Below are 24,678 nucleotides of genomic sequence, written 5' to 3' on the forward strand. Positions count from 1 at the left end.
AGGTCACAACTCTCGTCGCCCTCCGTCCCATTCAACCGTGGCGGCCGGTCGGAATCGGGGTCGCTCCCCGGGCGGATTCCGGCCCCGGGTCCGCACGTGCGCCGCCGCGGCCGTCAGCTCACGTCCCTCGTCTGCCGCCGCGCGTGGGCGACCCGGCCGTGGACGCGGGCGCGTTCCATGACCCCCAGGCCCTCGCACAGGGCCTCGCGGACCAGCGGCGGGGCGCATTCGTACGCGCCGGGGCTGCGGGGTGCCTCCCGGAGCAGGCCCGAGCCCAGGGCGGCCTCCAGCCGGTGCCCCACGGGCGTTCCGGGCGGCAGGACCGCGTCCAGCAGGTCGGCGGTGACACCCTCGCCGGCGACGGCGCACACCCGCACCACCTCGGCGGTCTCCGCGCCCAGGGAGTCCAGCCGCTGCCGTACGACCTCGCGGACGGCCAGCGGCACCGCGGCGTCCCCGGTGCGCAGCAGTTGGGTGAGGAAGAAGGGGTTGCCGCCGGTCCGGGTGCGCAGCTCCGCGGCGCTCCCCGGCAGCCGGTGGCCGTCCTCCGAGGCCCGCATCAGCTCGATCACGGCGGCCGGCTGCAGGCCGCCCAACTGGATGGCCTGTACGAGCGGTTCGCGCAGCAGCAGGCCCAGGGTGCGGCGCAGTTCACCGCCGAGCTCGGAGTCCGACTCGCGGCTGGTGGCGACGACCAGGACGGGGGCGCCCCGCAGCCCGCTGGCCAGCAGCCGCAGCAGGGAGAGGGAGGCGGCGTCGGCCCAGTGCAGGTCCTCCAGGAAGAGCACCAGGGGCCGTTCGGCGGCCATCTCCAGCACGATCTGGCACACCGCGTCGTACGTGCGGAACGGCGCGTCGGCCGGGTCGGGGTCCGCCTCGCAGCCCGTCATCAGGGGACCGATCACGGAGTCGAAGCGGTGGGCGGCGCGGCGGAAGCCCTCGGGGCGGGCCGCGGACAGCCGGCGCAGGAGCTGTGTCCACGGCCAGTACGGCGGTGTCTCGTCACCCTGGAAGCAGTTCGCCCACAGGACGTCGCAGCCGTCCCCTGCGACTGTTCTGCCGAACTCGGTGAGTAAACGTGTCTTTCCGATGCCGGGTTCACCGAGCAGCAGCGCCAGTTGGCCCTGGCCCTCCTTCGCGGCGCGGGCCGCGGCGGCCAGCCGGTCCAGCTCCTCGCCGCGCCCGACGAAGGGCCCGCAGCCGGCGGGCTTCTCGCGGGCCGCGGGGCGCATCAGGATGAGGTCCCCGGGCCGGCGCCGGGCGGTCGCCCGGGGGGCCGGTGTGCCGCACGACGTCGCGGCGGGCCGGGCGGGCGCGGCGGGCTCGGGGGGCGCGGCGGCCGCAGGGGGCACCGCCGGCGTCAGCTCCTGGCGCAGGATGTCGCGGTGCAGGTCCTGCAGTTCCTTGCTGACCTCCACGCCCAGGTCCTCGTCGAGGCGGGCACGGGTGCGCTCGTACACGGCCAGCGCGTCCACCTGGCGCCCGGACCAGTACAGCGCGCGCATGAACTGTCCGATGAGGCGCTCCCGCAGGGGGTTGGTGCGCACCTCGTGGTCGAGCTCCTGGACCACGCACTCGTGCAGCCCCAGCGCCAGCCCCGCCTCGGCCCGGCCCTCCACGGCGGCCATCTGCATCTGCACCAGGCGGGCCGACTCGTCGCGGGCGAAGTCGTAGTCGGCCAGGTCCTCGTAGGGCGCGCCCCGCCACATGGCGAGGGCTTCGCCGAAGCGCCGCCGTGCCGCCTCGAAGGCCCCCTTGCCCAGGAGCCGTTGGCCCTCCCGTACCGCCTCGGCGAAGCGGAAGGCGTCGACCTGCTGGTCGTCGACGGCGAGGACGTATCCGGGTGCCCGGTAGCGCAGGATGTCGCCGTCGCCGGCCCGCCGTCCCGCCGCCAGCTTCTTGCGCAGGCGGGAGACGTAGGACTGCAGGGTGGCCGTGGCCCGGTCGGGCGGGGAGGAGCCCCAGACGCGGCGCACGATGTCGTCGAGGGAGACCACGCGGCGCGGGTTCATCAACAGCAGGGCCAGGACGGCGCGTTGCTTCGGCGCCCCCACGTCCAGCGACTGGCGGCCGAATAATGCCGAAACGCTCCCCAGAACGCGGAATTCCATGGTGTCCTCGCTCTGCTCACGGCTCGGCTCCTGCCCGCCGTCAGCGGGCCGCGTCTGTTGCCAGCACGAAATTTCCGCCAAGCTGCCCATTCGGCACCTCATCCACGTTCCGCTCGGTCACCCCAGGGATGTTCTCCCTGTACATGACCTATAACGGACATCCGAATGGTTCAACCGTCTACCACGGAAAGGGTAAAAACGTCACCAGTGGTATACGGCCGCCGCGGCAGCGGCCCTCGGCGGTGGGCCGGGCGGCCCCGGCGACCGGCCCGGACGGCCCTGGCGACCGGCGCGGTGACCGGTCGCCCGAGGTGCGTACGGCCGTGCCTTACGCGCCGGCGTGGACCTCGTCGCCGCGGCGCACGCCGGCCACCTCGCCGGTGTCGGCCGGGTCGCCGCCCATCGACGTGATCCGGTTGTGCTCGTCGACGAACACCACCTGGGGCACGGCCTTGTGGGCCTCGCCCTCGGGGGCCATGCGGTAGGCGATGATGATCACCAGGTCGCCGGTGTTGATCAGGCGGGCCGCGGCGCCGTTGATGCCGACGATGCCCGAGCCGCGCGGGCCCTCGATGATGTAGGTCGACAGGCGGTTGCCGTTGTTGATGTCGACGATGTCGACCTTCTCGCCCGCCAGCAGGCCGGCGGCGTCCATCAGGTCGCCGTCGAGGGTGAGGGAACCGACGTAGTGGAGGTCGGCCTGCGTGACGGTGGCGCGGTGGATCTTGGACTTGAGCATGGTCAGGTACATGGGGTCGCTCCTTGGCGAAAGTGGGGGTGGTGAAGAAGGGTGAACGGGGCGGGTGTTGTGATCAGGCCAGGCACCACTCCAGTACCGCCATCGCGCCGTACAGCTTGTGGGCGGCCTGCCGGAAGGCGATGCTGCGGTCCCCGTCGAGGACCTCGGCGGTCACCTCCTCGCCCCGGTGCGCGGGCAGGTCGTGCATGAAGGTGGCCGACGGGCAGCGCTCCATGAGCGCCGCGTTCACCTGGAACGGGGCGAACACCGTGCGCCACTCGGGGTCGGCCTTGGAGGTTCCGGTGGTCTGCCAGCGGGCGGTGTAGACGACGTCCGCCTCCGGCAGGTCGTCCATGTCGTGCCGCTCCTCGATGAGGGCGCCGTGCTCGGCGGCGTACTCCCGTGCCCGGCGCATCGTGTCCTCGGGCAGGCCGTAGCCGGCAGGCGTGCGCAGGTGCAGCTCGGCGCCGGCGTAGCGGGTCAGCGCCAGGGCCAGCGCGGCGGCGGTGTTGTTGCCCTCGCCGACGTACAGGACGCGCAGGCCCTCCAGCTTGCCGAAGGCCTCGAGCATGGCCGACAGGTCGGTGACGCCCTGCGTGGGGTGCTCGTCCTCGGTCATCGCGTTGACGACGGACATGGTGTCCCACGCGGCGATCGCACGCAGCTCCCCGGCGCTCGCCGAGGTGCGGGCGACCAGGCCGTCCAGCATCAGGCCGAGCACCCGGCCGGTGTCGTCGGCGCTCTCGCCGGTGTTCTCCTGCAGGTCGCCCGGGCCGTAGGCCACGACCTGCGCGCCCAGGCGCAGCGCCGCGACGGAGAACGCGGTGCGGGTGCGGGTGGAGGTGGTGCGGAAGTACGTGCCCACCACCTTGCCGGCGAGCTGCCCGGTCAGCGGGACCGCGTCGCGCGCGAAGTCGCACGAGCGGCGCACCAGCGCGTACAGCTCGTCGTCGGTCAGATCGGTCAGGGACAGCACGTGGCGCCGGGCGGGCGTGGATTGCTGCATGGGGTCCTCACTCACTGAAGGGGGGTCGGGCGGCAAGGCGGGTGAGCAGGCCCCGCGCCGGTTCGGCGACGGCGTCGGGGCGCATCATGGCGTAGTGGTCGGCCGCCACCGTGGCCTCGGTGCACGGCTCGGAGGTGAAGCGCCGCCAGTCGGTGCGCACGACGCTGCCGTCGAGCAGGCTGGGCTCGGCGTAGACGGCGTGCAGGGGCGCGCGGACGGGGGCCGGCACCCAGGCGCGGAACATCTCGCTCTGGTGGCGCAGCAGGTGGAAGGCGCCGGGGAAGGCGGCCGCGTCCGCGTCCGTACCCATCGGCCGGGCCCGCTCCCGCAGCGCCGCCAGCAGCTCCTCGTCCACGTGCGTGCCGTGCGGCACCAGGTCCAGGACGGCGGCGTGGGCCCCGGGGTGGTCCCGTTCGGTGTCGGGGCCGTAGGTGGCGCGCAGCGCCATCCGTACCGACTCCCGGTCGCCGGGCGGCTCTTCGGCGTCCACGCAGATGTCCCACAGCTCGACGAAGTCGATCGCGACGCCGCGGGCCTCCAGCTCCGCGGCCACGGCGAGGGCGACCAGGCCGCCCAGCGACCAGCCGAACAGCGCGAGGCGTCGTACGGGCAGCCGCCGCGTCAGCTCGTCGGCGTACCGCACGGCCAGTGCCGCCACGTCGGCCGGCTCCGGGCCCGCGCCGGCCACGGCGGGCGAGCGGACGCCCCACACGGGCAGCTCCGGGGGGAGCAGCCGCAGCAGGGGCTCGTAGGGGAAGAGCTGTCCACCGAGCGGGTGCAGGACGACCAGCGGCGCCGTGGCCGCCGTGGCCTCGCCCGTGCGTTCCGCGCTCGCCGACAGCGGCACCACCAGGGCGTCGTCCGACGCGTCGTGGGGTCCTGCCGTGGTGTCCACCGGGGTGAGGGCGTCGGCCATCGCCGCCAGCGTGCGGCGGCCGAAGACGGTCTGCAGCGGCAGCCGGGTGCCGAACTCCGCCTCCACCTGCCGTACGAGCCGGCTCGCGAGGAGCGAGTTGCCGCCGAGGGCGAAGAAGTCGTCGTCCTCGCCGATGTCGTCGCGCTCCAGCAGCCGGGACCACAGGTCCGCCATACGGCGCCGGCCGGGCGTCGACGGGCGGACGACCTCCCGCCGCTCCGCGTCGCCGGTGCGCGTGGCGGCCGCGTGGGCCGCGATGCGGGCCGTGTCGAGCTTTCCGCTCGCGGTGCGCGGGAGTTGGGGCAGGACTGAGAAGGAGGCGGGGACCATGTAGCCGGGCAGCCGGCCGGCCGCGTGGGCGCGGATCGCGGCGGTGGGCGGCGCCGGGTCGGCCAGGACGAGGGCGGCGTGCAGGACGGCCGAGGGGGTGCCCTGGCCGAGGACGACCACGGCGGCGTCGCTCACGCCGGGTGCCTCCCGCAGCACGCCGGCGATCTCCGCCGGCTCGATGCGGTAGCCGCGCAGCTTGACCTGCTCGTCGCGGCGGCCGAGGAACTCCAGCGTGCCGTCGCCGCGCCGGCGCACCACGTCGCCGGTGGCGTACCGGCGGGTGCCGTCCGGCGCCTCGGAGAACCGTTCGGCCGTGCGCTCCGGCTGGCCGGCGTAGCCGACGGCCAGCTGGGCACCGGACAGGTACAGCTCGCCGGGGAAGCCGACCGGCACCGGGCGCAGCGCCGCGTCGAGGATCTGTGCGGTCACCCCGGCCAGCGGGCGGCCGATGACCGGTTGCGCGTCGGCGTCCTCGATGGGCCAGCCGGTGGCATTGACGGTGAACTCGGTCGGCCCGTAGACGTTGACCGCGTGGACGTCCGAGCAGGCGAGCTCGCGCCACAGGCCGGGCGGGACGGCCTCGCCGCCCACCACCAGCACCCGGGGCAGGTGCTCGCGGGGGTCGAGCAGGCCCGCGTCCACCAGGGCGGCCATGTGGGTGGGGGTGCCGTCGAGCGCGTCGATCGCGTTCTCGCGCAGGAAGCGGACCATGGCCTCGGGGTCGGCGCGCACCGCGTCGGGCACCGGGTGGACGGTGTGGCCCGCACGCAGCTGCATGGTGCCCTGCCACGAGGCGTCGAAGGAGAACGGCGCGTTGACCGCCACCCGGGCGTGCCCGGGCAGCCGGTCGTAGACCAGCCGGTCCATGGCCTGCCCGAAGGCCGTCAGGCTCAGGTGGCGCACGGCGACGGGCTTGGGGGCGCCGCTGGTGCCCGAGGTGAAGATGAGGTACGCGATGTCGTCGGGGGTCACCTTGGCGACCGCCGCGGCGGGCCCGTCGGCCGGTGCCGCGACGAGGTCCGCGGGGACCCGGCGCACATCGGCGAAGGCGGGCAGGCGCCCGGTGTCCGCGTCGACGAGGACCGTGCGGATGCCGACCGTGCCCATCATGCGGCGCAGCCGGTCCTCCGGCAGGTCCGGGTCGAGCGCCGCGCACACCGCGCCGGCCGACCAGGTCCCGAACAGCGCGGCGGTCTGCGCGGCGGAGCGGCGCATGGACACGCCGACGACCTCCCCGGGCGCCACCCCGGCGTCCGCGAGGGCGGCGCCGACCAGATCGGCCTGGCGGACGAGCCCCTCGTAGCTGAGGACGTCGTCGCCGTGCACCACGGCCGGCCGCTCGGGATGCAGCGCGGCGCGGTCGCGCACCGCGTCGGGCAGCGGCACGAGCCCGCCCGCCGCGAGGGCGGGCCCGCTCTCCCACTGCCGCACGAGCGCCGCGTCGGGCCCCTCGCCGAGCGCCAGCTGCGACAGGGGGCGGTCCGCACCGGCGCACAGCTGCTCCAGCAGGACGACGACGGCGTCGGCGAGGTTGCGGGCGGTCGAGGCGTCGTACAGCTCGGTGCGGTACTCCACGAAGCTCGGCACGCCGGCGGCGGCGTTGAAGTGGAAGGTGAAGTCGGACTTGGACGTCCCGGGGTGCAGCGGCAGCCGGGTGGCCGCGAGGCCCGGCAGGTCCAGATCCCCTGCCTCGTAGTGGAGTTCGAGCGCGACCTGGAACAGCTGCGCGTGCCCGGCGCCGGGCCGGCCGAGCGCGGAGACGATCTCGTCGTACTCCACCGCGGTGTGCGTCATGGCGTCCAGGACCGTCGCCTGGGCGCGGCGCACGAGCTCCGCCGCCGGGCCGCCCTCCTCGACGCGCAGCCGCAGCGGCACGGTCTTCATGAAGTAGCCGACCAGGTCCTCGGCCTCGGCCTCGGAGCGCATGTTGACCGTGGTGCCGAGCACCACGTCGTCGGTGCGGGCCAGCCGCGCCAGGACGGCCGAGACGGCCGCGGCCACCACGGCGAACGGCGAGGCGTGCAGGGCCGAGGCGGTGGCCCGTACGCCCGCGAACCAGTCCCCGTCCAGGGGCAGGTCGTGCCGCCGCCCGAGGTCGTCGGGGTAGGCGGACAGCGGCCGGTCGGTGGGGATCGTCAGCCGGTCGGGCAGGCCGGCCAGCTGCTCGCGCCAGTACGCCAGGTCCTCCTGGGCCGACGGGTCCGCGGCCGGGACCTCCAGGGAGCGCTGGGCCGTGAGGGGATCGCCCTCGGGGGCGGGCAGGGGGGTGCCCGCGTAGAGCTCGCCCAGCTCGTCGAGGAGCACCCGGAAGCTGTCGCCGTCGGACACCAGGTGGTGCAGGGCCAGGACGAGGATCCACTCCTCGTCCGCGCAGCGGACCAGGCACGCCCGCGCCGGCGGCCCGGCGGCAAGGTCGAAGGTGCGGCTCACGGCCTCCTGCGCGGCCCGCTCACCGAGGCCGCGGGCCTCCTTAAGGGAACGGCCCGGGGCCCGTACGTCCACCTCCTCCAGCGGGAAGGGACCGTCCGGCAGCGTCGCCACCCGGGGCAGGTGGTCCTCGCCCTCCACCATGACCGTGCGCAGCGCCGGGTGGCGCCGGTACAGCTCGTCCAGCGCCCCGGCCAGCGCGTCCCGGTCCAGCGGCCCGGTCAGCCGGAAGGACTCGGCCTCGTTGTAGACGGGCACGTCCGGCGCCATCGCGCAGGCGAGCCACATCGGGCGCTGGATCGCGGGCAGCGGGGAGAGCGCCTGGTCCGTTTCCATTGGTCAGTCACCTTTCGGCGGCGGTCGTACGGGCGTGGGGGGTGGGGGGTCCGCTACCGCTCGGCGGCCGGTACGGGGTCCGGGGTGCCGGCAGCCGTGACGGCGGCCCTCAGCAGGGCGGCCTGCTCGCCGAGCGTGGGGGCCTGCATCAGCCGTGCCGCGTTCATGCGGACCCCGAAGGCGGCCCGGATGCGCTTGACCATCTGCATGACCTGCAGCGAATGCCCGCCCAGGCCGAAGAAGTTGGCCTCCTCGCCGTCCGGCGCGGCGCCCAGCACGTCCTGCCAGATGCCGGCCAGCGCGGCCGTCAGCTCGTCGTCCCAGGCCGTGGCGGCGGGCGCGGCGGCTTCCGCGGCCGGGGCGGCGGGCACCGGCAGCGCCCGCCGGTCGATCTTGCCGCTGGGGGTGCGCGGCCAGACGTCGACCCGGACGAACGTGCCGGGCACCATGTGCCGCGGCAGCCGCAGCGCCGCGTGGGCCCGTAGCTCCGCCTCGTCGAAGAGGTGCTCCCGGCCGGGGCGCACGTACGCCACCAGGCGCTGCTCCTCGCCGTCCGGCTGCGGCACCACCGCCGCACCCGCCACGGAGGGGTGCTCCTGCAACCAGTTCTCGATCTCGCCGAGTTCGACGCGGTGACCGCGGATCTTCACCTGGTGGTCGGCCCTGCCCAGCAGTTCGAGCGCGCCGTCCTCGCGGAGCCGCCCGAGGTCGCCGGTGCGGTAGAGCCTGGCTCCGGGTGGGCCGAAGGGGTCGGCCACGAAGCACTCGTCGGTCAGCTCGGGCCGGCCGTGGTAGCCGCGCGTCACCCCGCCGCCGCCGATCCACACCTCGCCGCTCTCCCCCGCCGCGACCGCACGCCGCTCCGCGTCCAGGACGTGGACGGTGGTGTCCGGCAGCGGGCGCCCGACGGGAACGGTGTCCCGCTCGTCGCCGGTGACGAGGTGGGCGGTGGACCAGACGGTCGTCTCGGTGGGCCCGTAGATGTTCCACACCTGCCCGCAGCGCTCGGCAAGTTGCGCCGCGAGCGAGGGCGCGAGCGTCTCGCCGCCGCACAGCCCCACCCGCAGGCCGCCGGCCCATCCGGCGTCCAGCAGCATCCGCCAGGTCAGCGGCGTGGCCTGGAGCACGCTCGCCCCGCTCGCGGCCAGCACCTCGTGCAGCGCCTCGCCGTCGAGCACCTGCTGCTCGGAGGCGATCACGATGGTGGAGCCGTGGACCAGCGGCAGGAACAGTTCGATGAGGACGGGGTCGAACGAGGCGGAGGTCACCGACAGCCAGACGTCGCCCGGCTCGGGCCGCACCGCGGCGCCCATCGTCAGCACGCCCTTGACCAGGCAACCGTGGTCCACGGCCACGCCCTTGGGGCGGCCGGTGGAGCCGGAGGTGTACATGATGTAGGCGAGGTCACCGGACGCGACGGCAGGCAGCACGTCGGCGGCGGCCGTCGCGTCGTCCTCGTCCGGTGCGTCCAGCACCACGACGTCCGCCGTGCCGGCCCGGTCGGCGAGCCGGCCGACCGTGAGCGTGGTCGTGGCCCCGGAGTCGGCCAGCATGTGCGCCTGCCGCTCCCGGGGGTAGCCGGGGTCGACGGGCACGAACGCGGCGCCGGAGGCGAGCACCGCCAGCAGGGCGACCGGCAGCTCCACGGAACGGTCGACCATCACCGCGACCGTGTGCCCCGGCCCCACCCCGCGGGCCGCCAGACGGGCGGCGGCCCGGCGGCCGGCCGCGGCCAGGTCCCGGTAGGTCAGCGAGCGGTCGCCGCAGCGCACCGCGACCCGGTCGGGGGTGCGGTCCGCCTGTTCGGCGACCAGCTCGTGGAGCGTGCGCCGGGGCCACGGCGGGCTGGAGAGCGCATCAGACATCGCGGACACTCGGCTTTCTGGTTTGTAGGTCGGGAACGTGCGGGGACAGGGCTCCGCCGGGCGCTTCGCCGGCCGGGCTCACCCGGCCGCGCGGGCCGCGGCGACCCGCTCCGGGAGCGGCGACTCCTCCAGCGCGCCCGGGCCGTAGATCTCCCGCACCCAGCTGGGCTGGTACACCGAGTCGAGATAGCGCTCGCCGAGGTCGGGCGCGATGGCCACCGCCGTGGTGGCGCCGCCCGGGCGGTGCTCGGCCAGCCAGCGCACGGCGCCACTGACGACGGTCCCGGTGGAGCCGCCGAACAGATAGCCCTGGGAGGCCAGCCGGTGGCAGGCGCGGACCGTGTCGACCTCCGGCACGAGCACCACGTCGTCCACGTAGGACTCGTCGAGCATCTGCGGCCGCACTCCCGCGCCGAGCCCGGGGATCATGCGCGGTCCGGGCGGGCCACCGAAGGAGACCGAGCCGACGGAGTCGACGGCGACGACCGTGACCTCCGGCCGCGTCTCGCGGAAGTAGCGGGCGCAGCCCATGAGCGTGCCGGTGGTGCCGGCGCCCACGAACAGCACGTCCAGCTCCGGGAACCGCTGCGCGACGGCCGGCCCGGTGCGCCGGTAGTGCGCCTTCCAGTTGCTGGGGTTGGTGTACTGGTTCATCCAGACGTAGCGGCTGTCGGATTCGCACAACTGCCGTACGTACGCCAGCCGGGCGCCGAGGAACCCGCCCTCGGGGTCGGGCTCGGTGACGGTGTGCACCCGGGCCCCGAGCGCCTCCATCAGCTGCCGCGTCGCCAGGTTGCAGCGGGTGTCGGTCACGCACAGGAAGCGGTAGCCCCGACTGGCCGCGATCATGCTCAGCGCCACGCCGAGGTTCCCCGAGGAGGACTCCACGATGACGGAGTCGGGCGCCAGCAGGCCGTCCCGCTCGGCCGCGTCCACGATCTCGGTCGCGGCCTTCAGCTTGACGGACCCGGCGAAGTTGAACCCCTCGCACTTGAGGTACAGCGGGGACGCGAACGCGGGTCGCAGGTCCACGTAGAGGTCCTCGACGTTGAAGTCGTCGGGACGGGAGACGATCGGCACGGAAACCTCCATTCGAAACGGCTTGTGGGTCCGAATGGCGGCTATCCGTGCCGGCGCAGCTCCGAGAAGAAGTCGTCGACGACGTTCAGCCGGCCGGCGCGCAGCGTCTCGTCGTAGACGTGCTTGCCGACGGCGAGGTCCAGCACTCCGAGGCCGAAGGGCGAGAAGACGACGGTCCGGTCCGCCGGGATCTCCACGGTGCCGTTCATGACGTCGCAGAGCGTCCCGTCCACGAAGTCGCGGTTGCCGACCTGCTGTTCGGCCAGGTGCGGCGAGGTGTCGGCCTTCATGCAGTGCTCGACGTCGTCGAGGATGTTGACGGAGTCCAGCACGATCTCCGGGGAGAGGTCGCGCAGGGACACGTGCAGCACGAGCGGGTGGTGCGCGAACCAGGCCGGGTCGGTGACGTGCGGGGTTCCGGCGACGGTCGCGAACACGACGAGGTCCGAGGAGCGGATCAGGCTCTCCGCGTTGCGGTGGACAGTGATCCGGCCGCCGTCGGCGGACGTCTCGAGATAGCCGCGGAAACCGTCGGCGGATTCGGCGGAAAGGTCGAACACGCCGAGTTCGTCGAAGGACCAGCCGGTGCCGGCCAGATAGGTGTGGATGTAGCGCGCGATCAGACCGCTGCCGATGAATCCGATCCGCTTGGGCCGGTCCCGGTCACGGCTCAGCCAGTCGGCGGCGAGCGCCGCCGAGGCCGCCGTGCGGGCGGCGCTGATGACGGAACTCTCCAGGCACGCCAGGGGATATCCGCTCTCGTGGTCGTTGAGGATCAGCACGGCCGAGGCGCGCGGAATCCCCGCCTTCACGTTCTCCGGGAAACTGGAGATCCACTTCAGGCCGTCCACCGGCGACTGCCCGCCCAGGGACGCGGGCAGCGCGATGATGCGGGAGGTCGGCCGGTCGGGAAAGCGCAGGAAGTACGACGGCGGATTGACCGTGTCGCCGGCGCCGTGCAGCCGGTAGGCGGACTCGACCAGCTCGACGATCTTCCTTTCCTGTCCGGTCAGGACTTCCTGCACCTGGGCGCCGGATATCACGCCGAACGAGGGGACCGCTGCGGGCATGGGAACTCCATTGGGGGGATGAGATCGGCTCGCCCCGAACGTAAGGCCGCCCCCTTGCGGACCGTCTGACGTTTTGCTGGCCCGCTCCCGCCCCCGGTCTTGACCCTCGCTTGCGTCCCCCTTGCACCGCCTTGCCTCTTCCTTGTGGCGCCTTGATCGCCGGCGTGAACGATCAGGTAATGTGACCGGTCCCAACAGTGGGCGTAGCTAAGGAGGTGGGACCCATTACCGCTGTATTCGGTCGGGTGCTCCCCTTCTGCGGCCATGTGGTCGATCCGGCATAGGTGACCGGAGGGAGCCCCAGTGGCTTCCCGAAAGGTCTTTCCCTGTGTCTGTCTTCTCTTCTTCCCTCCTGCGCTCCGCCGTCGTCACCCGGCTGCGCGCCGTCGGTTGTGTCTTCGCCGAGGACGAGGCCCGTGTGCTGCTGTCCACCGCCCGTACGCCCGCCGAACTCGCCGCGATGGTGGACCGGCGCGTGGCCGGCCTGCCCCTCGAACACGTCGTCGGCTGGGCGGAGTTCTGCGACCTGCGCATAGCCGTGGACCCCGGGGTCTTCGTCCCCCGCCGCCGCACCGAGTTCCTGGCCCGCCAGGCCGCCGGCCTCGCCCGCCGGGACCCCGCCGCGCCGGAGGCCGTGGTCCTCGACCTGTGCTGCGGCTCGGGCGCGGTGGGCACCGCGCTCGCCGCCGCCCTGGGCCGCATCGAACTGCACGCCGCCGACATCGACCCCGCCGCGGTGCGGTGCGCGCGCCGCAACGTCGCCGCCGCCGGGGGCCGGGTGTACGAGGGCGACCTCTACGACCCGCTGCCCGCCACGCTGCGCGGCCGCGTCGACGTGCTGGTCGCCAACGCCCCCTACGTCCCCACCGAGGCCATCGGGCTGCTGCCGCCCGAGGCCCGCGACCACGAGCCGCAGGTGGCGCTCGACGGCGGCGCGGACGGCCTGGCCGTCCAGCGGCGCGTGACCGAGGCGGCACCGGCGTGGCTGGCCCCGGGCGGCCATCTGCTGATCGAGACGAGCGAGCGCCAGGCGTCGCGGACCATAGAGGCCTTCACCCGCAGCGGCCTGACCACGCGCGTGGTCTCCTGCGACGAGCTGGACGCCACCGTCGTCATCGGCACCCGGCCCTGACCGGGCGGGACGCGCCGCGCCCGGCGACCGCCGCGCGAAAGGGGTAGGGGTCAGGTGAAATCCCCCTGAGGGGGAGAAACGGTCCACCGCCGCGGAAGGGAACCACCATGCGGATCGAGGGTTCTGTCGTGCTCGTGACCGGTGCCAACCGCGGCATCGGGCGCGCGCTGCTCACCGGGTTCCTGGAACGGGGCGCGGCCCGCGTCTACGCCGCCGTGCGCCGCCCGGCGGAGCTGGAGCGGCTGGCCGCCGAGGAGCCCGGACGGGTGATTCCGCTGGCGCTGGACCTCATGGACCCGGAGACCGTCACCGCGGCGGCCGAAGCGGCCCCCGACGTGACGGTCCTGGTCAACAACGCGGCCACGCACGGCGTGGGGCACCTGCTCGACATGGACTTCGGCCTCGTCGAGCAGGTGCTGAGCACCAATGTCCTGGGCACGCTGCGGGTCATGCGCGCGTTCGCGCCGGTCGTGGAGGCGAACGGCGGCGGCGCGGTCGTCAACGTCATCAGCGTCGGCGCGTTCGGCGGGACGCCCGCCCTCGGCGGCTATCCGGCGTCGAAGGCGGCCCTGCTCTCCATGACCCAGGCCGTCCGGCAGGACCTCGCGCCGCGCGGCATCAGCGTCCACGCCGTCTTCCCCGGCCCGGTGGACACCGCGATGATGGACTACGTGATCGGCCACGAGCCGACCTTCGGCGATTTTCCCCGGGCGACCCCCGACGAGGTGGCCCGGGCGACGCTCGACGGCCTGCAGGCAGGCGAGCAGGACATCTTCCCCGACCCCTTCGCCCTCGAGATCCAGGCCGAATGGCTGGCCGATCCCAAGGCCTTGGCGGAGCGGATCGCCGGCATCACCTGAAAGCCGCGGGCGGACGCGTGGCGGGCGGGGCCGGCCGGGGAGACCATCGGCCTATGGACCGTCCTCTCCGGCTCGCCCAGCAGACCGAGGCCGACGCGCTGCTGACGCACAGCCCGCTCGCGGCCCTGACCGGAATGCTGCTGGACCAGCAGATCCCGATGGAATGGGCCTTCACCGGCCCGTACACCGTCGCCCAGCGCCTGGGCCGCGACGACCTGGACGCGCACGAGATCGCGGAATACGACCCCGAGGCGTTCGTCGCGCTGTTCTCGGAAAAGCCCGCCGTGCACCGCTATCCGGGCTCCATGGCCACCCGGGTGCAGCAGTTGTGCCAGTACCTCGTCGAGCATTACGACGGCGACGCGAGCGCCGTCTGGCGCGACGTCGAGGATGGCGGGGAACTGCTGGAACGGCTCAACGCCCTGCCCGGATTCGGCAAGCAGAAGTCCCAGATCTTCCTGGCCCTGCTGGGCAAGCAGTTCGGCGTGACGCCGAAAGGCTGGCGCGAGGCGGCCGGCCCGTACGGCGAAGAGGGCTCCCACCGGTCGGTGGCCGACATCACCGGGCCCGAATCCCTGGAGAAAGTACGGGCATATAAGCAGGAGGCGAAACGCGCCGCCAAAGCGGCCAAGGCCGCCGGGGCCGACAGGAAAGCGTGAATCCGGCGCGTCGTCGGGCCGTCGGCACGCACCACCGCGAGACTGTCGCCATGACAGGCACCAAAGCAGTCCTCGAAGGCGGCCCGGACGATCTGCCCGAGCGCATCGTGCCGATCACGCCTCCCGGAGTCGAGCTGAAGATTCGGTTCCGGGGCGGGTACGAGCACTTCAAGGTCACCTCGCGGCACCAGGACACCGAGGTGGGGCGGCTGCCCGTCTACGAGTGGTGGGAGCGCACCGAGATCGCCGAATAGCCCGCCGGGCGCTCACCGCCGGCGCCGGCGCGTCGTGCCGAAGAGCGAGCGGGTGATCTCGCGGCCGATCTGGGTGCCCACCGAACGGGCCAGGGACGTGAACATGCCGCTGCCCACGACCTGCTCCACGAGCGAGGGCTCCTCCTTCTCCGGCTGCTCCGCCGGGGCCCGGGCGGGCGCGGGTGCCTCCTGCGCCGCGGGCCGGGCCAGCTTCTCGTAGGCCGACTCGCGGTCCACAGCCTGTGCGTAACGTTCGTACAGCCCGGACGCCCGTACGGCCGCGTCCATGGCCGCCGCGTCGACCGGCCCCATCAGCGAGCACGGCGCCCGCAGCCGCGTCGCCGCGACCGGCGTGGGCGCGCCCCGCTCGCTCAGGACCGTCACCACCGCCTCGCCCGTGCCCAGGTTCGTCAGCAGCTCCTCGAGGTCGTACGGCGAGGCCGGGAAGGTCTTGACCGTGGCCTTGAGCGCCTTCGCGTCGTCCGGTGTGAAGGCGCGCAGCGCGTGCTGCACCCGGTTGCCGAGCTGGCCCAGGACGTCGGACGGGACGTCCTTGGGCGTCTGGGTGACGAAGAAGATGCCCACGCCCTTCGAACGGATCAGCCGCACGGTCTGGGTGACCGACTCCAGGAACGCCTTCGAGGCACCGGCGAAGAGCAGGTGCGCCTCGTCGAAGAAGAAGACCAGCTTGGGCTTCGCGACATCCCCGACCTCCGGAAGGCCGTGGAAGAGGTCGGCGAGCAGCCACATCAGGAACGTGGAGAACAGCTGCGGCTTGTCCTGGACGGCGGGCAGCTCGAGCACCGACACCAGGCCGCGGCCGTCGGGCGCGGTGCGCAGCAGCTCCTGGGTGTCGAACTCGGGCTCGCCGAAGAAGGGCCCGGCACCCTGCTGCTCGAAGGCCGTCAGCGAGCGCAGGATGACGCCGGCCGTCTGGGCGGAGAGCCCGCCGATGTCCGTGAGCTCCGGGCGGCCCTCGTCGGAGGTGAGGAAGGCGACGACGGCCCGCAGGTCCTTGAGGTCGACCAGCTCCAGGCCCTTGGCGTCGGCGTAGTGGAAGATCAGGCCCAGGGACTGCTCCTGGGTGCGGTTCAGCCCGAGGACCTTCGCCAGCAGGACGGGCCCGAAGTCGGTGACCGTCGCCCGCAGCGGAATGCCGGGGCTCAGCCCGCCCAGGGCGTAGAACTCGGCGGGGAAGGCCGCCGGGGCCCACTCCTGGCCCACTTCCGCGGCGCGCCCGCGCACCCGGTCGTCGTCCGTGCCGGGGGCGGAGATGCCCGAGACGTCGCCTTTGACGTCGGCGAGGAAGACGGGCACGCCGTTCGCGGACAGCTGTTCGGCGATGAGCTGGAGAGTTTTGGTCTTTCCCGTTCCGGTCGCCCCCGCGACCAGGCCGTGCCGGTTGAGCATGGCGAGCGGAATCCGGATGGCGGCGCCCGGGTGAGCGGCGTCGTCCCAGATCAGAGCCCCGAGATCGAGGACCGGGCCGTCGAAGGCATACCCCTTGGCGATCTCCGCGGCGGGCGGCGGCAGGGCGGAACCGGGGTCCGCGGGGGAAGGAATGTCGCTCGAAGGTCCCATGCATCACTCCCGGTATGCGGCTGATTGTCACCTTCGCACTACCGCGCCATGGCTGCGCTCGGAGCCGCGGGCCCGGTAGGCTTTCCGTGTGATCTTCAAGCGCATCGGAAACGGGCGGCCGTACCCCGACCACGGCCGGGAAAGCACCCGCCAGTGGGCGGATGTTGCCCCTCGCCCGGTACGCCTGGACCAGTTGGTGACCACCAAGCAGCAGCTCGACCTCGAGACGCTGCTCGCGGAGGACTCGACGTTCTACGGCGACCTCTTCGCCCATGTCGTGAAGTGGCGGGGCGACCTCTACCTCGAGGACGGCCTGCACCGCGCGGTGCGCGCGGCCCTCCAGCAGCGCCAGGTGCTGCACGCGCGCGTCCTCGAACTGGACTGAGTCCGGCCGGGCGCGTCCGCCGCGGACCCCGGCATCCGTATGGCTATTGACCCTTTTGGGTAGGGGTCCGCGCAACCCATTGATCATCTAGTAGGCAGCGGCTCCCCTCAGCACTACGCTGCGCTCATGAGCATGCTCACCCCTCCCGGCATGGGTGGTAAGTACCGCATCACGGGCAATCGATTCCCGCACATGCGTCGCCCTCCGAACCGCCGCAGGATCGTGCTCGTCGGCGCCGCCACGGCCGTCGTGCTCGGGCTGGCCGGATGGGGGACCCTCCAACTCGTCGAGGTCTTCTCGGGCGGCGCGGAGAAACCCCAGGCGGCGGCGCAGCAGCAGCGGGGGAAGAAGAAGGACGGCGACTGCAAGAGCGCCGACGACGACACGCAGACCGCCGGGCGTACGGCCCCCAAGGCGCCGCCCAAGCCCGGTGACATCACCGTCAACGTCTACAACGCCACCCCGCGCGGCGGCCTCGCCAAGATCACGGCGGACGAGCTGGCACGACGCGGCTTCAAGATCGGCAAGGTCGGCAACGCCCAGGAGGACTACGACAAGAAGGTCGACGGCCCGGGGATCCTGCTGGGCAACCGCGACGCCCTCGACGGGGCCCTGAAGGTGCTCGGCACCCAGCTGGGGGGCACCGAGACCAAGGGCGACGACCGGGAGGGCCAGGACGTGGACCTCGTCCTCGGCACGGCGTACAAGGCGCTGACGCCGAAGGAGGAGGCCGACCGGGCGATGGCCGCTCTCGTGGAGCGGCCCCGGCCCGTGCCGTCCGCCACGAAGTGCTGAAAAGGCCCGCCCCGGTGGGGCGGGCCTTCGGGTCGTACGGGCCGGCCGGCGGCAGCCGGCCCCCGGGGCGCTACTAGCTCGCGCAGCCGTACATGCGGTCGCCCGCGTCGCCGAGGCCCGGGACGATGTAGCCCTGCTCGTTGAGGCGCTCGTCCACCGACGCGGTGACGACGGTGACCGGCGCGCCCTCGAGCTCGCGCTGCATGACCTCGACGCCCTCGGGCGCCGCCAGCAGGCAGAGCGCGGTGACGTCGTCCGCGCCGCGCGCGATGAGCTCGTTGATCGCGGCGACGAGCGTGCCGCCCGTGGCCAGCATCGGGTCCAGGACGTACACCTGGCGGCCCGAGAGGTCGTCGGGCATGCGCGTCGCGTACGTCTCCGCCTTGAGGGTCTCCTCGTTGCGGATCATGCCCAGGAACCCGACCTCCGCCGTCGGCAGCAGCCGGACCATGCCGTCGAGCATGCCGAGGCCGGCGCGCAGGATCGGCACGACCAGGGGGCGGGGGTGGGACAGCTTGACGCCGGTGGTCGCCGTGACCGGGGACTCGATGTCCACCTGCTCGGTGCGCACATCGCGCGTGGCCTCGTACGCGAGCAGGGTGACCAGCTCGTCGCACAGGCGCCGGAAGGTGGGGGAGTCGGTGCGCTTGTCGCGCAGCGTGGTGAGTTTGTGCGCCACCAGCGGGTGGTCGACGACGTGGATCCGCATGACATCGACATTAACCGAGCTTCAAGGCTCGAGCGCCCGCCCGGTGCCTCCCGGCGGTCCATGAGCAGTCTGTCGCCGCCCTGGCATCAAACCACCACTTGGGGGGAAAGTGGGCACGTACGCCCGGTCTGTCGCCGGGCGAGGACCTCGGCACGAGGTGGTGCTGCCCATGGCCGGCCATGACAGGCGGGCATCCGGACCGGCTGCCCGGACGCCCCGCGAGAGCGCGGATACCCGCAAAGCCACGGAGACCGAAGAGCGCCGCAGACGGGCGGAGCCCGGCCGCCGGCAGGAGCCGCGCCGCCGGGAGAGGCCCCAGCGGGCGGCGGAGTCCATAGCGGCGGAACCGGACGCGGAGAGCGCCGAGGACCGCCGCCGCCGGCGGGCGCAGTTCCTCCGTGAGCTGAACGAGGCGAAGGAGCTGCGCGACCGGGTGCAGCCGCGCCGGGCCCGGGCGGCCCGGATGCGCCAGCAGATGAGAATGCGGACCTTCCGCTGGTGACGCGTGGGGGCGGACGGCACCCGTCGCGGCAGGCCGGCGGCAGTGCCGGCGGGTGCCCGTACGGACCCCACGTGAGCCACATCTCTTCGGACTGCTGCACGACGCAGCGCGGAAGACCTCTCGCAACGCTCCGGTTTCTGCCACGATTCCGAGTGGGCGGGGTGGTCCCCGTCCAACCCGGCACCGCCTATGACCAGTGGGAGAGTCACGGTGTACTTCGCCGCATTGCTCGCGCGCACCGAAGACGGGTGGCAAGCGAGCGACACAGACCTCGACAACGTCGAAACCCTGACCGATCTCGCCGACCTCGCCCGTGAGCACTCGGTGGACGACGACACGGTCCTGGCCCTCATCGAGCAGGAGGACATGTGGTTCGCCATCGTCCGGGTGGACGGTGAGGACGATCCGCGCGTCTACGTCTCGAACGCCGTCGCCGCGAGCCGCAGCTCGTACGGGGCGATGCTCGTCGACGAGCTGACCGGCCGCGAGGAGGACGGGGGCGACGAGCTGGACACCCTCGACCTCGACGGCACGGAGGACGGCGAGCCGGAGGAGCCGGAGGAGGACTCGGACGCCGCCGGGCGGGCCCCCGACGGGCCGCTGGGCGACACGGAGCTGCTCGTCGACCTGGACGTGAGCGAGAAGGAGCTGCGGGCGCTCACCCGCGACGCGCTCAGCACCATCGCCGAGCGCCTCGGCTGCACGGAGGTCCTGGAGGCCGTCCGCTGACGGGCCCCGGGCCTGGTTCGCCCACACTGGTGCCATGAACGAAGCCGTCCCCGCCAGCACCCCCGACCCCGTACGCGATCCGTGGCGCGCCCCCATGCGGGCCGCGCTGGAGGAGGCCGTACGGGCCCCCGAGACCGGCGACGTGCCGGTGGGCGCCGTGGTGCTGGCGCCGGACGGCTCCGTCATCGGCCGCGGTCGCAACGAGCGCGAGGCCACCGGCGACCCCACCGGCCACGCGGAGGTCCTCGCCATCCGCGAGGCCGCGCGGGCCGTCGGTGAGTGGCGCCTGACGGGCTGCACGCTGGTGGTCACGCTGGAGCCCTGCACGATGTGCGCGGGCGCCATCGTCCTCTCCCGCCTGGACCGCGTCGTCTACGGCGCGGTCGACGAGAAGGCCGGCGCGGCCGGCTCCCTGTGGGACGTCGTCCGCGACCGCCGACTCAACCACCGCCCGGAGGTCGTCTCCGGCGTCCTCGCCGAGGAGTGCGCCGGGCTCCTCACCCGCTTCTTCCGCGCCCGCTGAGCCCGGTTTGACGAGCGTCACACCCCTTCGGCCCGGAACCGATTTCAGAGCACGGCCCACCGTCCGCTAAGCTCTCTCTCGGTAGCGTGTCCGAGCGGCCTAAGGAGCACGCCTCGAAAGCGTGTGTGGGGGCAACTCCACCGTGGGTTCAAATCCCACCGCTACCGCCAGCAGCACCCCTCCGATCCGCCTCTGCGGAACGGAGGGGTGTTTTGCGTTGTGCGTGCGCCCCCAGGGATCGAATCCGGTCGAGTAATGGTCCGGACCTGGAGACGGCGGGCCCAAACGCCAGTACGACCCATCCCCGCCGGTACTACTTACATACATGTCACGGGCATACGCACCGAGTTGGTTGATCTTCGCACCACCCGGTGCGCTCAGGAATTCGATCATTTCAGGACTGCCCGCAAAGAATGGCTCCTTGTAGCCGGGGCGGGCCGACCGGACGATCGGTCCTCGTCACCCCCGCGGTCGCTTTCCGCGGGGACGCTCGTCGAGGAGGACCACGTGAACGATCGCCTCAGTCTCAGCCCGGATGCCGCACGGCAGTTGGCCACCACCACCAAGACCACCCCGCAGATGCGCGGGATCACGCCGCGGTACGTGCTGCGGGCCCTGCCCTGGGTGGACGTCGAATCCGGCGTCTACCGGGTGAACCGGCGACGGACGTTCATCCTCGGCGACGACCGGATCAGCTGCTACAACGAGGGCGGCAGCCACCGCGTCGTACCGGAGGACCTGCGGGAGCTGCCGTTCCTGCGCGAGGCCGGGGACGGGTTACTCGCCGAGCTGGCGGGCGCCTTCACGGAGGTGCCGTTCGAGGCCGGGCAGGTCATCGCCGACGAGGGCGCGGCCTGCGACAAGCTCTGGGTGATCGTCGTCGGGCGGGCCGAGAAGCGGGTGACCGGGCGGTACGGGGAGGACGCGCTGCTGGAGGTGGTCGGCGACGGCCAGTTCTTCTGTCTGGACTCCTGGGCCCGATGTCAGCCCTTGCCGTTCCGGGTCAAGGCGCTCACCCCGGGCCTCGCCCTGACCGTCGAGCGCGCCACGCTGGACGCCCTGGCCGACCGGGACGAGAACCTACGGGCCGCGCTCGACGCGCACATCGCCGGCAACGGGCCGGTGCCCGGCTCCGAGGCGCCGGTGGACCTCGCCGCCGGGCACGTCGGCGAGATCGACCTGCCGGGGACGTACGTGGAGTACGAGGACACGCCCCGCGAGTACCACATGAGCCTCGCCCAGACCGTGCTGCGCGTCCACACCCGGGTCTCCGACCTGTACAACGCGCCCATGGACCAGACCCGGGTCCAGGCCGACCTCACCATCCAGGCGCTGCGCGAGCGCCAGGAGTCGCTGATCCTCAACCACCCCGAGTTCGGGCTGTTCAACAACGTCGCCCCCGGCCAGCGCGTCCAGCCGCGCACGGGCGCGCCGACGCCGGACGACCTGGACGAGCTGCTGTCCCGCGTGTGGAAGCAGCCCGGCTACTTCCTCGCCCACCCCAAGGCCATCGCCGCCTTCGGCCGCGAGTGCACGCGCCGCGGCGTGCCGCCGGTGGTGGACACCCGCTTCGGCAGCCCGCTGCTGACGTGGCGCGGAGTGCCGCTGCTGCCCTCCGACAAGGTGCGGTTCACCGGCTCGGGCGGCGCCGGGCTCACCGAGATCCTGCTGATGCGCGTCGGTGAGGCGGAGCAGGGCGTGATCGGGCTGCGCCCGGCGGGCGTGCCGGACGAGGTGGAGCCGGGCCTGTCGATGCGCAACATGGGCACGGACCGCAAGGCCATCACCTCGTACCTGCTGACGGCGTACTTCAACGCCGCGGTCCTCGTCGAGGACGCCGTCGCCGTCCTGCAGAACGTCGAGGTGTCCAAGTTCCATGACTATTCCTGACGTTCGGCCGTACGGGCACGGGGCACCGGAGACAGCCGCCCGCACCACACCGCCGTCCACCACACCGCCCCGCACGGGCGGCGGCTTCGACCCCGAGACGGCCCGGCGCGACATTCCCGTCCTGCACCGCACCGTCAACGGCCATCCGCTCGTCTGGCTGGACAACGGCGCCACCACGCAGAAGCCGCGCCAGGTCATCGAGGCCCTCACCGCCTACTACAGCGCGGCGAACTCCAACATCCACCGCGGAGCCCACACGATGGCCCGCGAGGCCACCGAGACGTACGAGGCGGGGCGCCAGGCGGTCGCCGACCTGCTCGGCGCCGGCACCCCGGACAGCGTCGTCTTCACGCGCGGCACCACCGAGGCCATCAACCTCGTCGCCCAGACCTGGGGGCGCGCCAACATCGGCCCCGGCGACGAGATCCTGGTCCCGGTCCTGGAACACCACTCGGACATCGTCCCGTGGCAGATGCTGGCCAAGGAGAAGCGCGCCCGGCTCGTGCCGGTCCCGCTCCTGCCGGACGGCAGCATCGACCAGGAGGCCTTCGCGCACCTGCTGTCCTTCCGCACCCAGCTCGTCGCGATCAGCCACGCGTCGAACGTGCTGGGCACCGTCCCGCCCGTCAGGGAGATGACGGCGCTCGCGCACCGGTACGGGGCGAAGGTGCTGGTCGACGGGGCGCAGGCGGTGGCCCACTTCCCCGTGGACGTCCAGGAGCTGGACGCGGACTTCTACGTCTTCTCCGGGCACAAGCTGTTCGCCCCCACGGGCATCGGCGCGCTGTACGGAAAGCCGGAGGTGCTGGCCGGGATGCCGCCGTGGCAGGGCGGCGGCAACATGATCGACCAGGTCGACTTCACGGGCAGTACGTACGCGCCCGTCCCGCACCGCTTCGAGGCCGGCACCGGGCACATCTCCGGGGTGGCCGGGCTGCTGGCCGCGATCAACTGGCTGACCGGCTTCGACCGCGACTCCGTCGCCGCGTACGAGAACGGGCTGCTGGCCTACGCCGAACAGGCCATGTCCGTACTCCCGGGGCTGCGGCTCCTCGGCTCGGCGCCCGGGAAGATCGCGGTGCTGACCTTCACCCTGGCCGGCCACGACCCGATGGAGATCGCCCACTGGCTCGACCAGGACGGCATCGCCGTCCGCGCCGGGCACCACTGCGCCCAGCCCTCGCTGCGCCACTACGGCGTGGAGAGCGCGGCGCGCGCCTCCCTCGCCCTCTACAACACCGCGGAGGAGGTGGACCAGCTGGTGGCGTCCCTGCGCCGGATGCAGGAACAGCAACCGGCGCAGACCGCCCGTCAGCCGTGAGCCGGGCCCGGGCCGCACCGCCGCGCTTCCGGTGCGGTCCGGGCATCCAACGGTATTGTTCGTATCAGCTCTGAAATGACCGAAATGGGCTGAAATGAACACTACGCACGGCGAGGAGCGTCTCCGGTTCCATGTGCTCGGCCCGGTGCGGGCCGAGCGGGACGGCAGACCGCTGCGGCTCGGCTCCCCGCAGCAGCGGGCCGCGCTCGCGCTCCTCCTCCTGCGCGGCGGCCGGTCCGTCACGGCCTCCGAGCTCGTCGAGGGCCTGTGGGGCGACGACCCGCCGCAGGGCGCGGCGGGCACGGTGCACAGCTACGTCTCCCGGCTGCGCACCGAGCTCGAGCCCGATCGCCCGCCCGGGGAGCCCGCCCGGCTGCTGGTCTCCTCCCCCAGCGGCTACTCCGCACAGGTCCCGGCCGCCACGCTCGACGCCACCGTCTTCGAACAGCATCTGACGGCCGCTCTGGCCGCCCGCGACGCGGGCGACGTCGCCGGGGCGTACGAACGGCTGAGCGCCGCCCTCGCGCTCTGGGAGGGCACTCCGCTGGCCGCGCTGCCCGGCCCGTACGCCACGCGCGAGCGCGAACGGCTCACCGATCTGGGCGCCCTCGCGCGCGAGGAGTTCTTCGGCTGCGCCCTCGCCCTGGGCCGGGACACCGACGCGGTGAGCGAACTGCGCTCCCTGGTCACCGAACACCCCTTGCGCGAACGGGCCCGGGCTCTGCTGATGGTCGCCCTGCACCGCGCCGGGCGGCAGGGGGAGGCGCTGGCGGTCTTCGACGACGCCAAGCGCCTGCTGGCCGCGGAGCGCCGCGGCGGCCCGGGGCCGGAACTCACCCGCATGCACGAACAGGTGCTGGCCGGCGACCCCACCCTGTCGGCGGCGCCCACCGCGCCCCCGACCGGGGCCACGACCACCACCAGGACCGCGACCGGGCCCGACCGGCTGCCGCCCGCCGTCGCCGGCTTCACCGACCGCGAGGACCTCGTCGCCGAGGTCCGCTCCGCGCTCATCACCGGCGACGGCCGGCCCGTGGGCGTGGCCGTCCTGACCGGGCCCGGCGGCGCCGGCAAGAGCGCGCTGGCCGTCCACGTCGCCCGCGCCGTACGGGCCGCCTACCCCGGCGGCCGCTTCCACCTCGACCTGCGCGGCACCGGCGACGCGCCCGTGACCGGCGACGCGGCCCTGGCCCGGCTGCTGGCCACGCTCGGCGTCGCCGACAGCGACCTGCCGGAAGGACCGGCGCGGCAGGCCGCGCTCTTCCGCTCCCTGACCGCCGAGCGCCGCGTGCTCCTGCTGCTCGACGACGCGCGGGACGCCGCGCAGGTCCTCCCGCTGCTGCCTGCCGCGCCGGGGTCCGCGGCCCGCCCTCTCCCGGGACGGCCTGAGCCGGCTGCTGTCCTCGCACCCGACGCTGGAACAGCGGCTGGAGCAGCTGGGCCGCATCTCGGCCGGCC

20 protein-coding genes, 1 tRNA gene and 2 pseudogenes are annotated in these 24,678 nt (G+C 73.3%); 14 read left to right on the forward strand and 9 right to left on the reverse strand.

Annotated elements, in window-relative coordinates:
• Window positions 1-113 precede the first annotated feature (113 nt).
• From AB0G59_RS17460 to sbnB, 7 genes are all read right to left on the reverse strand, one after another.
• Window positions 114-2,111: a BTAD domain-containing putative transcriptional regulator gene (locus AB0G59_RS17460; RefSeq protein WP_360912452.1), complete on the reverse strand. Its 1,998-nt coding sequence runs from the start codon at window positions 2,109-2,111 to the stop codon at window positions 114-116.
• A 328-nt stretch (window positions 2,112-2,439) separates the two neighbouring features.
• A complete protein-coding gene (gene panD / locus AB0G59_RS17465) occupies window positions 2,440-2,862 on the reverse strand; it encodes an aspartate 1-decarboxylase (protein WP_360912454.1) in 423 nt (140 codons plus the stop codon).
• A 61-nt stretch (window positions 2,863-2,923) separates the two neighbouring features.
• Window positions 2,924-3,856, reverse strand: coding sequence for an ornithine carbamoyltransferase (locus AB0G59_RS17470; RefSeq protein WP_360912456.1), 933 nt, complete (start codon window positions 3,854-3,856; stop codon window positions 2,924-2,926).
• Window positions 3,857-3,863: 7 nt separating this feature from the next.
• Entirely contained in the window at window positions 3,864-7,865 is a 4,002-nt protein-coding gene (locus tag AB0G59_RS17475) for an amino acid adenylation domain-containing protein (RefSeq protein ID WP_360912458.1), read from the reverse strand.
• A gap of 53 nt (window positions 7,866-7,918) precedes the next feature.
• Complete coding sequence (locus AB0G59_RS17480) at window positions 7,919-9,730, reverse strand: non-ribosomal peptide synthetase (RefSeq protein ID WP_360912459.1); 1,812 nt, start codon at window positions 9,728-9,730, stop codon at window positions 7,919-7,921.
• Window positions 9,731-9,808: 78 nt separating this feature from the next.
• Window positions 9,809-10,810 carry a 2,3-diaminopropionate biosynthesis protein SbnA gene (sbnA, locus tag AB0G59_RS17485; RefSeq protein ID WP_360912460.1) on the reverse strand — a complete coding sequence of 334 codons (1,002 nt, stop codon included), beginning with the start codon at window positions 10,808-10,810 and terminating at the stop codon, window positions 9,809-9,811.
• 41 nt (window positions 10,811-10,851) lie between these two features.
• Window positions 10,852-11,880, reverse strand: a complete 1,029-nt coding sequence (gene sbnB / locus AB0G59_RS17490) for a 2,3-diaminopropionate biosynthesis protein SbnB (protein ID WP_360912462.1) — start codon at window positions 11,878-11,880, stop codon at window positions 10,852-10,854.
• Between the two features lie 328 nt (window positions 11,881-12,208).
• Between sbnB and AB0G59_RS17495 the strand changes: the two genes are divergently transcribed.
• The 4 genes from AB0G59_RS17495 (at window position 12,209) to AB0G59_RS17510 (ending at window position 14,785) form a co-directional block, all read left to right on the forward strand.
• Window positions 12,209-13,012, forward strand: a complete 804-nt coding sequence (locus tag AB0G59_RS17495) for a putative protein N(5)-glutamine methyltransferase (RefSeq protein WP_360912464.1) — start codon at window positions 12,209-12,211, stop codon at window positions 13,010-13,012.
• A 107-nt stretch (window positions 13,013-13,119) separates the two neighbouring features.
• The gene (locus AB0G59_RS17500) at window positions 13,120-13,872 is read left to right on the forward strand and encodes an SDR family NAD(P)-dependent oxidoreductase (RefSeq protein WP_360912466.1); all 753 of its coding nucleotides are present in this window, start codon (window positions 13,120-13,122) and stop codon (window positions 13,870-13,872) included.
• 53 nt (window positions 13,873-13,925) lie between these two features.
• A complete protein-coding gene (locus AB0G59_RS17505) occupies window positions 13,926-14,531 on the forward strand; it encodes an HhH-GPD-type base excision DNA repair protein (protein WP_360912468.1) in 606 nt (201 codons plus the stop codon).
• A gap of 50 nt (window positions 14,532-14,581) precedes the next feature.
• The gene (locus AB0G59_RS17510) at window positions 14,582-14,785 is read left to right on the forward strand and encodes a DUF5988 family protein (RefSeq protein WP_360912470.1); all 204 of its coding nucleotides are present in this window, start codon (window positions 14,582-14,584) and stop codon (window positions 14,783-14,785) included.
• Between the two features lie 12 nt (window positions 14,786-14,797).
• On the opposite strand, the gene AB0G59_RS17515 is transcribed toward AB0G59_RS17510, so the two are convergent.
• A complete protein-coding gene (locus tag AB0G59_RS17515) occupies window positions 14,798-16,366 on the reverse strand; it encodes a helicase HerA-like domain-containing protein (RefSeq protein ID WP_360912472.1) in 1,569 nt (522 codons plus the stop codon).
• 88 nt (window positions 16,367-16,454) lie between these two features.
• Here AB0G59_RS17515 and AB0G59_RS17520 point away from each other — a divergent pair, with 88 nt between their 5' ends.
• Window positions 16,455-16,751, forward strand: coding sequence for a type II toxin-antitoxin system VapB family antitoxin (locus AB0G59_RS17520; protein ID WP_004929488.1), 297 nt, complete (start codon window positions 16,455-16,457; stop codon window positions 16,749-16,751).
• A 126-nt stretch (window positions 16,752-16,877) separates the two neighbouring features.
• Window positions 16,878-17,546 carry a LytR C-terminal domain-containing protein gene (locus AB0G59_RS17525; protein ID WP_071964867.1) on the forward strand — a complete coding sequence of 223 codons (669 nt, stop codon included), beginning with the start codon at window positions 16,878-16,880 and terminating at the stop codon, window positions 17,544-17,546.
• Between the two features lie 73 nt (window positions 17,547-17,619).
• Here AB0G59_RS17525 and upp read toward each other — a convergent pair whose 3' ends face one another.
• Entirely contained in the window at window positions 17,620-18,255 is a 636-nt protein-coding gene (gene upp / locus AB0G59_RS17530) for a uracil phosphoribosyltransferase (RefSeq protein ID WP_360912475.1), read from the reverse strand.
• A 169-nt stretch (window positions 18,256-18,424) separates the two neighbouring features.
• Between upp and AB0G59_RS17535 the strand changes: the two genes are divergently transcribed.
• The 8 genes and pseudogenes from AB0G59_RS17535 to AB0G59_RS17570 form a co-directional block, all read left to right on the forward strand.
• Complete coding sequence (locus AB0G59_RS17535; protein WP_360912477.1) at window positions 18,425-18,757, forward strand: hypothetical protein; 333 nt, start codon at window positions 18,425-18,427, stop codon at window positions 18,755-18,757.
• A gap of 210 nt (window positions 18,758-18,967) precedes the next feature.
• Complete coding sequence (locus tag AB0G59_RS17540; RefSeq protein ID WP_360912479.1) at window positions 18,968-19,486, forward strand: hypothetical protein; 519 nt, start codon at window positions 18,968-18,970, stop codon at window positions 19,484-19,486.
• 34 nt (window positions 19,487-19,520) lie between these two features.
• Window positions 19,521-20,009, forward strand: a complete 489-nt coding sequence (gene tadA / locus AB0G59_RS17545) for a tRNA adenosine(34) deaminase TadA (protein ID WP_360912481.1) — start codon at window positions 19,521-19,523, stop codon at window positions 20,007-20,009.
• Between the two features lie 80 nt (window positions 20,010-20,089).
• Window positions 20,090-20,179: transfer RNA gene (locus tag AB0G59_RS17550), tRNA-Ser, on the forward strand.
• Between the two features lie 337 nt (window positions 20,180-20,516).
• Window positions 20,517-21,899 carry a family 2B encapsulin nanocompartment shell protein gene (locus tag AB0G59_RS17555; RefSeq protein WP_360912483.1) on the forward strand — a complete coding sequence of 461 codons (1,383 nt, stop codon included), beginning with the start codon at window positions 20,517-20,519 and terminating at the stop codon, window positions 21,897-21,899.
• Complete coding sequence (locus AB0G59_RS17560; protein ID WP_360912485.1) at window positions 21,886-23,220, forward strand: cysteine desulfurase; 1,335 nt, start codon at window positions 21,886-21,888, stop codon at window positions 23,218-23,220. Before AB0G59_RS17555 ends, AB0G59_RS17560 begins: the two co-directional genes overlap by 14 nt.
• 94 nt (window positions 23,221-23,314) lie before the next feature.
• Window positions 23,315-24,019 (forward strand): annotated as a pseudogene (locus AB0G59_RS17565) (BTAD domain-containing putative transcriptional regulator); the annotation flags it as partial.
• Window positions 24,020-24,584: 565 nt separating this feature from the next.
• A pseudogene (locus AB0G59_RS17570) lies at window positions 24,585-24,678 on the forward strand (zinc metalloprotease HtpX); the annotation flags it as partial.

Source organism: Streptomyces sp. NPDC021096 (genome assembly GCF_040641275.1).
Taxonomy (GTDB): Bacteria; Actinomycetota; Actinomycetes; order Streptomycetales; family Streptomycetaceae; genus Streptomyces.